Genomic DNA, 13,241 nt, shown 5'->3' with positions numbered 1-13,241 from the left:
GCGATGCCGGAAGCAACGAGCGGACACCCCGGGTCGACGGCTCCGAACCGCTCCCCCGTCACCACGCGTGCGGAGCTCGACGGCTCCACCGACGTCCCACCCGCTCCCGCCGCCGCACCCCGCCGCCGAGGTGATCTCGCGGTCCGCCTCCTCGTTCCGGCACTGACACTCGCGCTGGTGGCGGTGGTGCTGCTCTCGACGAGCATCGGCACCATCGGGGTATCGCCGGCGGACGCCTTCCGGATCATCGTCGGCCATCTCGTGCCCGGGATGCCGTGGATGTCGGACGGATCGCTGACCACGTTGCAGGACAACGCCGTCTGGCAGTTCCGGCTGCCCCGTGTCCTGCTGGCCGCCCTGACCGGTGCCGCACTCGCCCTGGCGGGAGCGTTGATCCAGGCGGTGGTCCACAATTCGCTCGCCGAGCCCTACATCCTCGGTGTCTCGGCCGGGGCGGGTGTCGGCGCGGTGTCGTTCATCGTCCTGGGGATCGGCATCGGTTCGCTCGGGATCGGTGCCTCCGCCTTCGCCGGCGCGCTCGTGGCGACCGGTGCGGTGTACTTCCTCGCCCGCAAGAACGGGCGTATCGCGCCGCAGCGGCTCATCCTGGCGGGCGTCGCGCTCGGGTCCCTGTTCAGCGCGGTGACCAGCTACCTCACCATCTCCACCGATGCGCAGAACGTGTTCAGCATCATGTTCTTCCTGCTCGGCTCGGTCTCCGCCGCCACCATGGGGCATCTCGCCCTCCCGGCCGCCGCGCTGCTCGCCGTCGGGGTGTTCACGGCCTTCCACGCACGCACCCTCAATGCCCTTCTCGTCGGCGACGACGCGGCGGCTTCCCTCGGCGTGAACGTGAACCGCCTCCGGACGGTGGTTCTCGTGGGCGCGGCGCTGCTGACCGGTTCGGTCGTCGCCGTCTCCGGCGGGATCGGGTTCGTGGGGCTGATCATCCCGCATATCGCACGGATCGCCGTCGGGTCCGACCACCGGAAGATGCTCCCGGTCGCCGTGCTCGCGGGGGCTGTGTTCCTCGCCGGTTCGGACCTCCTCGCACGGACGCTGGCGGCGCCGTCGGAGATTCCGCTCGGTGTGCTCACCGCCCTGGTCGGTGCGCCGTTCTTCTTGTGGCTGCTGCGGCGCGACCGCGCCGAGAGCGTGGGGATGGGCCGATGAGAGTGGACATCGAGCACCTCGACGCGCATCGGGGCGGTCGGCCGGTCGTGGCCGACGTGAGCCTCTCCGTCCCCTCGGGCACGGTTCTCGGGTTGTTGGGACCCAACGGCAGCGGCAAGTCCACCCTGCTTCGCGCCGTGTCGGGCGTCGCGGCCCCCTCGTCGGGGCGGGTGCGTTTCGACGGCACGGACGTCGCATCGCTGAGCCGGAAGGAGATCGCCCTGCGCGTGGCGGTCATGGCGCAGGAGCACAGCGAGGAATTCGAGATCCCCGTCCTCGACATGGTCCTGCTCGGACGCATCCCGCACGGGCACGGCTTCGGCCGCGACTCCGCCCGCGACATCGCCTTCGCGCAGGACGCCCTCGCCCGGGTCGGCGCCGCGCACCTGGCCCACCGCTCCTTCTCGGCGCTCTCGGGCGGCGAGCGGCAGCGGGTGCTCTTCGCCCGCGCGCTCGCCCAGGACACCCCCGTCCTCGTTCTCGACGAGCCCACCAACCATCTCGACATCGCCCATCAGCTTGAGCTCCTCGACCTGGTCCGGGCCACCGACAAGACCGTCGTCGTGGCTCTCCACGACCTGAACCTCGCCGCACGCTCGTGCGACGGCATCGGCGTCCTCGTCGACGGGCGGCTGACCGCGGCGGGGCCGCCTGACGAGGTCTTGCACACCGATCTGATCCGTTCGGCGTTCGATGTCGCCTCCACCGCGGTCGCCCACCCGGATTCGGGTCGGCGCCACTTCATCTTCGATGCGCGCAGCTCCGCGCGACATCACGAAGGCACGCCCTCAGAACCGTCCATCTCAGCCCCAGAAGGAGTCACCCTCCCATGATCCGCTCTGCCTCCCCCACCGCCGCGGCGAACCGTTCGCGCCACCGGAATCGCCTGACCGCGTTCGCCGCCATCGCGACCGCGCCGCTGGTGCTCTCCGCGTGTGGGACGGGGGTCACCGGCGACTCGGACGCGGCCGATGGCCCGGGCGAGACGGTGACGATCACGAACTGCGGACGCGAACTCTCCTTCGAGACGGCACCCGACGGCATCGTCGGCATGATGCCCTCGCAGACCGAGCTGCTCATCCGCCTCGGAGCCCTGGACTCCCTCGTCGGCCAGGCGCAGACGGGCGTCTCACCGCTGCCCGACGACATCGCCGACGAGGCAGCCGGCATCCCGGCGCTCAGCACCGACGTCCCACCGGCACGCGAAGACCTCCTCGCCGCAGGCCCCGATCTCGTCGTCTCCCCCACGGAGTACGAGTTCACCGCCGAGCAGGGCTTCGCCAGCATCGAGCAGCTGAACCGGAACGGCGCCCAGGCCTATGTCGCGACCGGCGGCTGCCTCGACCGCCGCAGCACCGCAGAGGTCACCGACGTGCTGACCGACATCGACGACCTCGGTGCGATCCTGCGCGCCCCCGATGTCGCCGAGGAGCTCTCCCGGGACGCCGAAGAGCGGCTGTCCGCTGTCGAGACCGCGATCGGCGACGTGTCCCGCCTCAAGGTCGCCCAGGTCTTCGTCGACGGGAACTCACTGCAGGCGATCGGCGCCGGAATCGAAGCCGACATCATCGCCACCGCCGGCGGGGAGAACGTCTTCGACCCCGACGCACCGGAGTTCGCCGACTTCTTCGCCGCCGAGATCACCCCCGAGGAGATCATCGGCCGCGACCCCGACGCCATCGTCTTCAGCGTGTCGGGCCCCGAGTCCGAGCAGCACACCCGGGACTACCTGCAGCGGACCTTCCCCGACGTGGCCGCCGTGGAGAACGACCGCCTCATCGCCGTTCCCAAGAGCGACCTGTTCCCCGGCACCCTCGGCAACATCGACGCCGTCGAACTCATCGCCCAAGAGCTCTACCCGGGCGCCTTCTGAGCCCGGCCGGGCAGGGACGGCATCCGACGGATCCGTCCCTGCCCTGCGTCGAGCAGGGCGGCTCACCTTCTCCGGTAGGCGTACATGGTGATCGGGCCGAACACGGCGATCATCACCCCGCATCCGAGGAGGACCCATCCGACCTGCGCGACGGCCACCTCCCCGTTCAGCAGTGCCCGCACCGCGTCGACGAGGTGGGTGACGGGGTTGATGCCGACGATGGCCCGCAACCAGGAGGGCATCGTCTCGGGGTCGACGAACACGTTGCTCAGTCCGACCATCGCGTACAGGACCGGCATCCCCACCGACGAGACCGTGTCAGGGCTGCGGACGAGCACCCCCACGGCCGTCCAGATCCACGAGACACTGAACGCGAACAAGAGGATGAGCAGTGCCGACAGTAGGACCCCGATGAGGCCGCCGCTGGGCCGCAACCCCATGACCAGACCCACCAGGACGACCATGACGGAACCGATGGTGTAGCGCACCACGTCGCCGATGAGGGCTCCGACGATGACCGCAGGCCGCCAGATGCGCAGGGTCCGGAACCGGTCGAATATCCCCTTGGCCATGTCGGCGCTGACCGCCGACCCGGTGTACAGCGTCATCGTCAGGATCACGAAGGTCCAGATGCCGGGCAGCAGGTATTCCAGGTACTCGCCGGTCGTGCCGGCCAGTGCCCCTCCGAACACCAGCGTGAACATCACGGTGAACAGGACCGGGATCAGGAAGGCGTCGTGGAGTTGGTCGGTGTTGTACTTGATCTTGAGCAGGGCGCGCCAGCCGAAGGTGACCGACGCGGAGAGCGGTCCGGGCCTGCGGAGGTTCTCCCCCCGCCGCGCGAGCGCCTGCCGCACCGGATCCGGCCGTGCCTTGCTCTCCTGGAGTGTGGAGCGGTTGCTCATCGCACACCCGCCTCCTTCTTGTCCTCCGGGGTGCCCGCGACGCGGCCGGTGAGGGACAGGAAGACCTCGTCGAGGCTGGGCTGGTCCAGCGCGAAGTTCCGGACGCCGATACCCGCGCGGGACAGCAGCCCGAGGGCTTGGGTCGCCAGCCGCGGGTCGGCGATACCGGCCGACAGCGACGCCGGATCGGCCGATGAGTAGGCGCGGATGCCGAGTTCGGCGGTGAGAAGCCGCTCCGCGTCCGGACGCTGCTCGGGATCCTGCAGGTACACGTGGAGCGAACCGGTGCCGACCGACGCCTTGAGGTCGCTCGGTGTCCCCTCGGCGATCACGCTTCCCCGGTCGATCACCGCGATACGGTCGGCCAGCTGGTCGGCCTCGTCCAGGTACTGAGTGGTGAGCAGGACCGTGGTGCCGATGTCGACCAGCATGCGGACGATGTCCCAGAGCTGGTTCCGGCTGCGAGGGTCGAGGCCGGTCGTCGGCTCGTCCAGGAAGAGCAGGTCCGGGACGGTGATGATGCTCGCCGCGATGTCGAGCCGTCGCCGCATGCCACCGGAGTAGGTCTTCGCCTGGCGTTCGGCCGCCTCGGTGAGGCCGAAGGCGCTGAGCAGCTCGTCGGCCCGATCCCGGGCCTGGTTCCAGGGGTGGCCGTGCAACCGGGCCATCAGGACGAGGTTCTCCCGTCCGCTGAGTTCCTCGTCCACCGACGCGAACTGCCCGGTGAGGCTGATGCGGCTACGCACCGCGTCCGCGTCGCGGACGACGTCGTGGCCGAAGATCCGCGCGCTCCCGGAGTCGGGCCGCAGCAGGGTGGCCAGGATTCGGATGGTGGTCGTCTTGCCCGCACCGTTGGGACCGAGGATGCCGAACACCCCGCCCGCGGGGATGGTCAAGTCCAGGCTGTCGACCGCGCGTTCGCGGCCGAACGCCTTCACCAGTCGTTCGACCTCGACCGCCGGGGGCTTCCCGCCGGAGGTAGTGGGAAAAGACGGTTTCACAACGTTCATTGCGGACTCCTGGGAATCGGGGCTGTCGTGCACGAGGCAGGCTGCGTCATGAGGGGTACGGGTAGGTCTCGCGGGCATTGCTCAGGACTCGGCCCCACCAGGCGAGCTGCTCCAGCAGTGCGGCGGCGGCCTGCTCCGGGTTCTCGGAGACCCCCGGGGTGGCGGTACTTCCGGCCCCCTCGGAGAACATCGGCGACGGCATGCTCACCACGTTGCGGATCGTCACCGTGTGCAGCTCGGAGAAGACACCGCGCAGATGCTCCACCGCGCGCAGGCCCTGGCTGACGCCGCCGTGGCAGACGAAAGCGACCGGCTTCGCGTTCCACTCGTCGTAGGCGTAGTCGATGGCCTGCTTGAGCGACGCGGGGTAGCTGTGGTTGTACTCCGGCGTCACCACGACGAAACCGTCCGCCCGTTCGAGCCTGGAGGTGAAGGCGGCCACCTCGGGGTGGGCTTCCTGGGGGTAGGCGGAAGGGAAGGCGAACTCGGCCAGGTCGACCAGGTCGACCTCCATGTCCCCGCGTCGCTCCGCCTGCGTGACGAACCACTTGGCGACCGCGTCGCTGTGGCGGCCTTCTCGCGTGCTGCCGAGGATCACTGCGATCTTCAACCGCTGACGCTCACGGGCGTGCTTCATCGGCTCCTCCTGCCCCTGCATCGGTTGTCCTTGTCTGCTCTGAAGGCGCGATGCGCCGTCTCGCGGCCGCGAGACGGCGCATCGCGCCTTCAGAGCAGACAAGGACGATCAAGACGAGGACGCGTGGAAAGAGGCAGGAACCCATGAGCGAGACGCGGCTCGGGCAGGCACCGCCCCGGGAAGGCGACACCCCCCTCCGGTCAGCGCTGATGCGCGGCCCCCGACCACAGCGGATCGGCCCGGCGGGCGCATCCTTCGCGCTCGGCTGGCGCGCGCTACTGAAGCTCAGGTACAGGCCGGCCCAGCTGTGGGACGCCCTGGCCCTCCCGGTCATGATGACCCTGATGTTCTCCTTCCTCTTCGGCGGAGCGATCGCCGGGGGGAGCGCCGAGTACGTGCAGTACTTCGTACCGGGGACCATGGTCATGGCCTTGATCCTCACGACCGCCTACACCGGGCGAACCCTCAAGGCGGACATCTCCAAGGGCATATTCGACCGCTTCCGCTCCCTGCGCATGTGGCGCCCTGCGGTCGTCGTCGGCCTGCTGATCGGTGAAGCTCTGCGTTACGCCCTGGCTGTGCTCGCCGTCCTCGCGTTGGGGCTCCTACTGGGAATGCGCCCGGAGGGCGGCGCCGTAGGGACGGCGCTCGCGCTCGCGCTGCTGGTGCTGTTCGGCCTCTGCATGGCATGGCTGTGGACGACCATCGGCATGCTGGCCAAGACGCCGGACGCGGTCCTCTACCGGGGTATGCCGTTCGTTTTCCCACTGCTCTTCCTGAGCAACGTGTTCGTGGAGCCCGAGACCATGCCGGAGTGGCTGCAGGGGTTCGTGAACCTCAACCCGGTCAGCCACATGGCCGGCGCGGTCCGCGCCCTGCTCGGGTCGACGGCGACCTGGGGCGACATCGCCCCGGCGCTCCTCGGGTGCGCCGTGCTCGCGGGCGTGTTCGCCCCGCTGACCATGTACCTGTTCAACCGGCGGCAGTAGGGGAGAGGGGCGGGCCGCCGGCTCCGACGGTCCGGCGGCGTGCCCCCTGATCTAGCCTTGGGAAGGAGGGAGCGGACCCTGCGACGGCAGGCGTCCGCGTCGGTGTGGTCGGCTCTGCAGGTTCCGGTCGGATAGGGCGGTTCGCGATGGCGTCTGCGCTCATCGGGCGGGAGCACCCCCTCCGCGTGCTCGGAGAGGCGGTGGACCGCGCGTTCGAGGACCGCGGCAGTCTGGTGCTGGTGGCCGGAGAAGCGGGTATCGGCAAAACCGCGCTGCTTGCGCACACCATGGAGGAGGCCGACCGGCGCGGCGCCGTGGTGCTGAGCGGCACGTGCTGGGAGCCGGAGGGCGCACCCGGCTACTGGCCGTGGGTGCAGGCGGTGCGCCGGCTCCGCAGGATCCTTCCACCCAAGGAGTGGGACGCGGCCCGGAGCGCGGCGGGCGAGGGGCTGGACATCCTCCTCGGCGAAGCGAGCGGGCGGCCTGTGCACCAGGTCGCCCCCGGTGGCGCCTTCCGGGTCTACGACGCGGTGATGACGCTGCTCGCAGCGGCCGCGCGGAGCCACCCGCTGGTGATCGCGATCGACGACCTGCATCGGGCCGACACCGCCTCGGTGAAACTGCTGGAGTTCCTGGTCCGGCACATCTGGTTCGAGCCGATGCTCCTCGTGGGCGCGTATCGCGACGTCGAGGCGGAGGCTCCCGGCCACCCGCTGCGGCCGCTGCTCGCCCCGCTCACGGCGCGGGCCACGACGGTGACGCTCACCGGCCTCTCCCCCGGCGGTGTCCGGGCACTCATCACCGACGCAGCCGGTCGCGAGCCCGATGACCCACTGGTCGAGGAGGTCTACCGGCGCACCGGCGGCAACCCGTTGTTCGTGGAGCAGACCGCCCGGCTGTGGCGCAGCGGGAGTCCCCCCGAAGCGATCCCGGCCGGCGTCAGGGAGGTGATCGAGCGGCGGATCTCCCACCTGCCCGACGCGGTCGCGGCCTCCCTTTCCGCAGCGTCGGTGCTCGGGCAGGAGTTCGATCGCCGGATCCTCGCCACCGCCGCCGCGCTCCCGCTGCCGCAGGTGAACCTGCTGCTCCACGAAGCAGCCGCGGCACGGCTGGTCACCCCGCTGGGCGACGGTCGGTTCGCGTTCGCTCACGGACTCGTCCGTGAAAGCCTGTACCAAGCGCTCAGCTCCTCCGAGCAGCGCACCCACCACGCGACCGTGGTCCGCGTGCACGAAGACCGACTCAGGACCGGTGCCCGGCTGGCAACGGCCGACCTGGCGAACCACGCCTACCTCGCGGTGCCCGAGATCGAGCCGAAGGAAGCGCGCGAGCACCTGCTGACCGCCGCGCGCGAGGCCGACGATCGGCTCGCCTTCGAGGAAGCGGTCGGCCACTACCACCGCGCCCTGGAGCTCACCCCCGCGGCAGAGCCGCGGACGCGCATCGACCTGCTGCTCAGGCTCGCCTCCGAGCAGCAGCGCGCCGGAGACCTGCACGAGGCGAGGCGGACGGCCACCGAGGCGGTCGAGGCCGCGCGCGTCCTGGGCGACGCGGAACTGCTGGCCGACGCCGTCCTCGGCCTGTACGGCCCCACCTACCTCGGAGACGACGACCGGCTGGCACTCGACCTTCTCGACGAGGCGCGCACCGGCCTCACCGCGGCCGGGACTCCGCCGAGCGACGCGGCGGCGGTGCGTCTGCTCGCCGCGTCGGGCCTCGTTCGGGCCTACAACGGCCGTGACGAGGAGGCTCGGGAGATGACGGCGCGCGCCGTCGACCTGGCACGGGAGACGGACGACCCCGACGTGCTGTGTTCCTGCCTCCTGGCAGCGCACGAATCGATGTGGGGCCCGGACACCGCTTCGCGGAGGGCGGGCCTCGCAGCGGAGATGGCGGTGGTGGCGCGCCGGGCGGGCGCACTGGAGATGGAGCTTCGCGCGTCGTCGCTGCGTGTATGGGACCTCCTGGAGTTGGGGGATCCACGCGCCTTCGACGAACTGGCCTCGTTCGTCGCCGCCGCCGAGCGGAGCCGACTGCCGCGCTTCCGCTTCGAGGCGCTCTCCCACCAGGGCGCCGTGTCCGCTCTGACCGGCGACTTCGAGCGGGCAGGTGACCTCGTCGACCTGGCACGGGAGCTCGGCGAGCAGATCGGTGAGGTCGGCGACGCCGACCTGTGGCGCCAGCAGCGCTGGGCGCTGGAGCTGCAGCGGGGGCGCATCGACGAGGCCGAGGCGGTCCTCCGTTCCGGGGCCGGCCCCGAACACCCCTACCGGTCCCTCCTCGACGCGATCACCCATATCCGCCGTGGAGAGGTGGCCTCCGCGGTCCGCTACGCGGCGGAGGCCGACAAGAGTGCCATCGCCCGCTGGTTCATGCCCCTCTGGCTGAGGTTCCAGGCCGAGCTGGCGGCGGTGTCGGGGGATGCTGACCACTGCGAGCGGGCGCGCTCGGCCATCGCGCCCTACACCGGGCAGTGGGTCGTCGTGGGCGGCGCCACGCTCGACGGGCCCGTGGTGTACTGGGCGGCCCTCATCGACGCGGCACAGCAGCGGTGGGACGAGGCGGCCGAGCGCTTCGAGGCCGCCCGGGCCGCGGCGGACCGGCTCCGCGCCCGGCCGTGGGCGCTCGAAGCCAGGGTGCGCCTGGCCGAGGTCCTCAAGGCGCGCGGCGGCCCCGGCGATGCCCACACCGCGGCGCAGCTCCTCGACCATGTGGAACGGGAGGCGGAGGAGATCGGAATGGGCCGTGTCCTGGAGCGCGCCGCCGACCTGCGGGACCAGGCCCCGACGGAAGCGAACGGTACCCCGCCCCGAGCCGCGGACGAGGGCGTCTTCCGGCGTGAGGGCGGGGTGTGGGCCATCGGTTACCGAGGGCACACGGTGCACGTCCCCGATATGAAGGGCCTCCACGACCTGCATGTGCTGATCGGCCTGCCCTACCGGGACGTGCGGGCGGTGGACCTGGTGGCGCCTGCGGAGGGTGGGGAGGTGGCGGCCGCCGGGAGCATGGGTTCCGACGACGTCCTCGACGACCGTGCACGGGCCGCCTACCGTGAGCGGCTGGCGCGGTTGGAGGAGGAGGCGCAGCGGGCCCACGAACTCCAGGACGACCGGCGTGCCGCGGAGATCGACCGTGAACGCGACATCCTGATCGATGAGCTCAGGGCGGCTTCCGGCCTCGGTGGGCGCGCTCGGCGACTCGGCGACGAGGGCGAGCGGGTCCGCAAAACGGTGACCGCCCGGATCCGGCACGCACTCCGGCGCCTCGAAACCCTTCACCCCGAGGCCGCCGCGCACCTCCGTGCGTCCGTCAGTACCGGCATCACCTGCAGCTACGCTCCCCGCGAGCAACCCGTATGGGCCCTGTGAGGACGACGGAAGGGTCGGCCGCGCACGGTCTGTGCGCGGTCGGCCGACGACCGCCTTCCCTGCTCGGGTTCCGGGCCTCACCGGGTGACGGCCGTCGCGAGCCGACCGACCGGGTTTCCGGGACAGGCACGACCTCCCGATCCCGGTGTTCGGGCCCGGGCGGAGTCCATCGCCTCGCCGGACGTGGCGTGGACCGAGGAGACGATCCCGGGCATGATCGGGATGATCGGCGCGTTGGAGAAACCGAGCGCGGGCGGGCCGGTCCTGCTCGCCGTCGACGCCGACGACGACTCCGGTTCTCCGGACGGGTGGAGAGGTGGTTCCGGTGAGCAACGTGGAAGCCCAGCCGGTCGAGCTGAGATGCGGTGAGAAGGCGGACGGCCGACCGCCGACCGAGGCGCCGCGGGTCGACGTGCTCACCTCGCGGGATGTGCCCCTGGGCGGGCCGCGGGCGATATCCGTGCGGCGGACTCTGCCTCAGCGGGCCCGCACGATGATCGGGGCCTGGTGCTTCGCCGACCACTACGGTCCCCACGACACCGGGCGCGGGGGAATGGTCGTACCCCCGCACCCGCACACCGGCCTGCAGACGGTGAGCTGGCTGTTCAGCGGGGAGGTCGAACACCGCGACAGCCTCGGCAGCCACGCTTTCATCCGGCCCGGTGAGCTCAACCTCATGACGGGCGGGCACGGCATCGCCCACTCGGAGGTCTCCACCGAGCGCACCGCCGTCCTCCACGGTGTCCAGCTCTGGGTGGCACTGCCCGAAGGGCACCGCACCGCCCGACGCGACTTCCGGCACCACGCACCCGAGCCCGTGCGGATCGACGGTGCCGAGATCAGGGTCTTCCTGGGCTCCCTCGCCGGAGACTCCTCCCCGATACGGACGTTCACCCCCCTGCTCGGTGCCCAGATCACCCTCGACCCGCAGGCCGCGATCACACTCGGCGTGGACCCCGCCTTCGAGCACGGCCTCCTCGTGGACAGCGGGGACGTCCGCATGGCCGACACCCTGCTGCGCCCGGCGGAACTCGGCTACCTCCGCCCCGGGACCGACACCCTGGCGATCACCAACGAGTCGTCCGCCCCCGCGCGGATGGTCCTGCTCGGCGGCCCCCCGTTCGGGGAGGAGATCGTCATGTGGTGGAACTTCGTCGGCCGCACCCACGAGGACATCGTCCAGGCCAGGGAGGACTGGGAGGCCGCCTCCGAGCGGTTCGGCGCCGTCGAGGGGTACCCGGGCGACCGGCTCCCCGCACCCGCCCTGCCCAACGCCACCCTCAAACCGCGCGGAAACCCCCGCTAGCTCCGCCCGGAAGGCCCCCGGAAACCGGCCGCCGCCGCTCCGATGAGCGAGCGGGCCGGGCATCGGCACCACCGCGAACCTCGACGGCGGTATCCGCCTCCGGCCCACCTGTCAGGCGCGTCGCACTCCTGATACGCTCATCTTGGTCAACCGTCCAATACGATCGACCAAGGAACGGATATGGCTGGGCAGACCAACGCCGAACGCGGCCGGGACGCACGTGCGCGCCTCCTGGCGGCCGCCCGGGAGCTCATCGGAGAGGTCGGCTGGACCGCGGTGAGCACCCGCGTCCTCGCCGAGCGCGCCGACATGCGCCCCGGGCTGGTGCACTACCACTTCGACTCGCTCCAGGCACTGCTGCGCCAGGCCGCCCTGGGCGAGATGCGCCGCACGCTCGACGACACCGCCGCGCTGCTCGCCACAGCGGACGGTCCGACCGAGGGCGTCACGGCCATGCTGTCCTTCCTCGACCGGTACAGCGGCGGCGACCCGACATCCCTCCTGTTCATCGAGGCCTACCTCGCCGCCACCCGAGACGCGCGGCTGCGCGAGCGGATCAGCGAACTCATGGCCGAGTTCCGCGGCGACCTCACCGCCTCCCTGACCCGCTCCGGGCACCACTCCCCCGAGGCCGCCGCGAACCTGGTCCTGGCCCTCCTCGACGGATTCGTGCTGCACAAGGGCATCAACCCGGAGCTGTCGGCCGCCGAGATCGCACCTCTGGTGCGCGCGGTCACCCGACCCGACACGGATGGAGCACCCGAATGAGAGCCGTCATCTGCGGCGCCGGGATCGCCGGCCTCGCCCTGGCCAACCGGCTTCGGCACCACGGCTGGGAGGTACACGTCGCCGAACGCGCACCGGGCCCGCGCCCCCAGGGCTACATGATCGACTTCTTCGGTCCCGGCTTCGACGCCCTGACCGCGATGGGCCTGCAGCCGCGGCTGCGCGAGCGCGCCGGCCCGGTCGAGGAGTTCCGGTACATCGACGACCGGGGCCGCGCGACCGTCAGCGTCGACTACTCCCTGTTCTCCAAGGCGCTGAACGGCGCGGTCGTCAGCATCATGCGCCCCGAGCTGGAGAAACTGCTGCGCGAGACCGTCACCGACCACATCGACCTGCGGTACGGAACCACGGTCGAATGGATCGACGACACCAGGGTCGGCCTGTCCGACGGCGCCGCCTTCGACGCGGACCTGGTGGTCGGTGCCGACGGAGTGCATTCCCGGGTGCGCGAGCTCGCCTTCGGCCCCCAGGACGACTACGTCCGCTACCTCGGCATGCAGACCGCGGCGTACGTGTTCACCGACCCGTGGATGTTCGAGCGGGTGCGGGGCCGGTTCGTGCTCACCGAGACGCTCGATCGCCAGATGGGCTTCTACGGCCTCGACGAGGGTCGCGTCGCGGTCTTCGCCGTGCACCGCACCGGCGACCCGACACTGCCCGAGGACCCGCGCGCGGCCCTACGCCGCACCCACGCCGGGCTGGGCGAGCTGGCGGAACGCGCACTGGAGCACTGCCCGCCACCGGACCGGATGTATTACGACCAGGTGGCCCAGATCGACATGCCGCGGTGGACCGAGGGGCGGGTGGTACTCCTCGGCGACGCCGCGCACGCCGTGTCGCTCATCGCGGGGCAGGGGGCGTCGCTGGGTGTCGCCGGAGCCTATCTGCTCGCCGAACGCCTGCGCGCCGCCGTCCCGGTGCCCGAGGCACTGGCCGACTATGAGCGACGCTGGCGCCCGGTGACGACCGACATCCAGCGGGCGGCACGGGACCGTGTCACCGAATGGTTCCTGCCCACCACGGCGACCAAGCTCCTCCTCCGCCGCTGGGGCTTCCGGGCCATGCGGCTCCCGGGCCTCTCCCGCGTCCTCGTCGGCCCTCTGTTTCCGAAGCACCACCGACCGGTCACCGAACTGAGCGCCTGACGCCGCCGGCTCCGGCAGCGGTGGAGGGCCGGGGCCCGGAGCACGGCGC

Annotated in this window: 11 protein-coding genes; 8 read left to right on the top strand and 3 right to left on the bottom strand. The window is 71.3% G+C overall.

All coding sequences use genetic code 11. The features are described from left to right. Positions 1-3 precede the first annotated feature (3 nt). Genes HNR23_RS24810 through HNR23_RS24800 form a run of 3 tightly spaced genes read left to right on the top strand, consistent with a single transcriptional unit; the run spans position 4 to position 3,046 of the window. The gene (locus HNR23_RS24810; RefSeq protein ID WP_184079251.1) at positions 4-1,173 is read left to right on the top strand and encodes a FecCD family ABC transporter permease; all 1,170 of its coding nucleotides are present in this window, start codon (positions 4-6) and stop codon (positions 1,171-1,173) included. Continuing rightward, positions 1,170-2,006 carry an ABC transporter ATP-binding protein gene (locus HNR23_RS24805; RefSeq protein ID WP_184079249.1) on the top strand — a complete coding sequence of 279 codons (837 nt, stop codon included), beginning with the start codon at positions 1,170-1,172 and terminating at the stop codon, positions 2,004-2,006. The genes HNR23_RS24810 and HNR23_RS24805 overlap by 4 nt, the downstream gene beginning before the upstream one ends. Continuing rightward, positions 2,003-3,046, top strand: coding sequence for an ABC transporter substrate-binding protein (locus tag HNR23_RS24800; protein WP_184079246.1), 1,044 nt, complete (start codon positions 2,003-2,005; stop codon positions 3,044-3,046). Before HNR23_RS24805 ends, HNR23_RS24800 begins: the two co-directional genes overlap by 4 nt. Positions 3,047-3,108: 62 nt before the next feature. Here HNR23_RS24800 and HNR23_RS24795 read toward each other — a convergent pair whose 3' ends face one another. The 3 genes from HNR23_RS24795 to HNR23_RS24785 are packed head-to-tail and all read right to left on the bottom strand — an operon-like array spanning position 3,109 to position 5,619. Then, entirely contained in the window at positions 3,109-3,951 is an 843-nt protein-coding gene (locus tag HNR23_RS24795) for an ABC transporter permease (RefSeq protein WP_184079244.1), read from the bottom strand. Beyond that, positions 3,948-4,961, bottom strand: coding sequence for an ATP-binding cassette domain-containing protein (locus tag HNR23_RS24790; RefSeq protein WP_184079241.1), 1,014 nt, complete (start codon positions 4,959-4,961; stop codon positions 3,948-3,950). Before HNR23_RS24790 ends, HNR23_RS24795 begins: the two co-directional genes overlap by 4 nt. A gap of 46 nt (positions 4,962-5,007) precedes the next feature. Beyond that, positions 5,008-5,619, bottom strand: coding sequence for an NADPH-dependent FMN reductase (locus HNR23_RS24785; RefSeq protein ID WP_246421856.1), 612 nt, complete (start codon positions 5,617-5,619; stop codon positions 5,008-5,010). A gap of 122 nt (positions 5,620-5,741) precedes the next feature. Between HNR23_RS24785 and HNR23_RS24780 the strand changes: the two genes are divergently transcribed. The 5 genes from HNR23_RS24780 (at position 5,742) to HNR23_RS24760 (ending at position 13,192) form a co-directional block, all read left to right on the top strand. Then, positions 5,742-6,587 carry an ABC transporter permease gene (locus tag HNR23_RS24780; protein WP_184079239.1) on the top strand — a complete coding sequence of 282 codons (846 nt, stop codon included), beginning with the start codon at positions 5,742-5,744 and terminating at the stop codon, positions 6,585-6,587. A 146-nt stretch (positions 6,588-6,733) separates the two neighbouring features. Next, positions 6,734-9,955 carry an ATP-binding protein gene (locus HNR23_RS24775; RefSeq protein WP_184079237.1) on the top strand — a complete coding sequence of 1,074 codons (3,222 nt, stop codon included), beginning with the start codon at positions 6,734-6,736 and terminating at the stop codon, positions 9,953-9,955. Positions 9,956-10,280: 325 nt separating this feature from the next. Further along, positions 10,281-11,261: a pirin family protein gene (locus HNR23_RS24770; protein WP_184079235.1), complete on the top strand. Its 981-nt coding sequence runs from the start codon at positions 10,281-10,283 to the stop codon at positions 11,259-11,261. A 180-nt stretch (positions 11,262-11,441) separates the two neighbouring features. Next, on the top strand, positions 11,442-12,029 hold the full coding sequence (locus tag HNR23_RS24765; protein WP_184079233.1) for a TetR/AcrR family transcriptional regulator: 588 nt from the start codon (positions 11,442-11,444) through the stop codon (positions 12,027-12,029). Further along, positions 12,026-13,192: an FAD-dependent monooxygenase gene (locus HNR23_RS24760; protein ID WP_184079231.1), complete on the top strand. Its 1,167-nt coding sequence runs from the start codon at positions 12,026-12,028 to the stop codon at positions 13,190-13,192. The genes HNR23_RS24765 and HNR23_RS24760 overlap by 4 nt, the downstream gene beginning before the upstream one ends. The last annotated feature ends 49 nt before the right edge of the window (positions 13,193-13,241 follow it).

Origin of the sequence: Nocardiopsis mwathae, from assembly GCF_014201195.1 — a bacterium.
In the GTDB taxonomy this organism is placed as follows: domain Bacteria; phylum Actinomycetota; class Actinomycetes; order Streptosporangiales; family Streptosporangiaceae; genus Nocardiopsis_C; species Nocardiopsis_C mwathae.
This window is presented reverse-complemented; position numbering and strand designations above follow the sequence as displayed.

Bases quoted from the DNA above. Each gene is read 5' to 3' on its own strand.
- HNR23_RS24805 (WP_184079249.1), top strand. From the start codon at position 1,170: ATGAGAGTGGACATCGAGCACCTCGACGCGCATCGGGGCGGTCGGCCG.
- HNR23_RS24760 (WP_184079231.1), top strand. From the start codon at position 12,026: ATGAGAGCCGTCATCTGCGGCGCCGGGATCGCCGGCCTCGCCCTGGCC.
- HNR23_RS24800 (WP_184079246.1), top strand. From the start codon at position 2,003: ATGATCCGCTCTGCCTCCCCCACCGCCGCGGCGAACCGTTCGCGCCAC.
- HNR23_RS24795 (WP_184079244.1), bottom strand. From the start codon at position 3,951: ATGAGCAACCGCTCCACACTCCAGGAGAGCAAGGCACGGCCGGATCCG.
- HNR23_RS24780 (WP_184079239.1), top strand. From the start codon at position 5,742: ATGAGCGAGACGCGGCTCGGGCAGGCACCGCCCCGGGAAGGCGACACC.
- HNR23_RS24785 (WP_246421856.1), bottom strand. From the start codon at position 5,619: ATGCAGGGGCAGGAGGAGCCGATGAAGCACGCCCGTGAGCGTCAGCGG.
- HNR23_RS24810 (WP_184079251.1), top strand. From the start codon at position 4: ATGCCGGAAGCAACGAGCGGACACCCCGGGTCGACGGCTCCGAACCGC.
- HNR23_RS24775 (WP_184079237.1), top strand. From the start codon at position 6,734: ATGGCGTCTGCGCTCATCGGGCGGGAGCACCCCCTCCGCGTGCTCGGA.
- HNR23_RS24790 (WP_184079241.1), bottom strand. From the start codon at position 4,961: ATGAACGTTGTGAAACCGTCTTTTCCCACTACCTCCGGCGGGAAGCCC.
- HNR23_RS24765 (WP_184079233.1), top strand. From the start codon at position 11,442: ATGGCTGGGCAGACCAACGCCGAACGCGGCCGGGACGCACGTGCGCGC.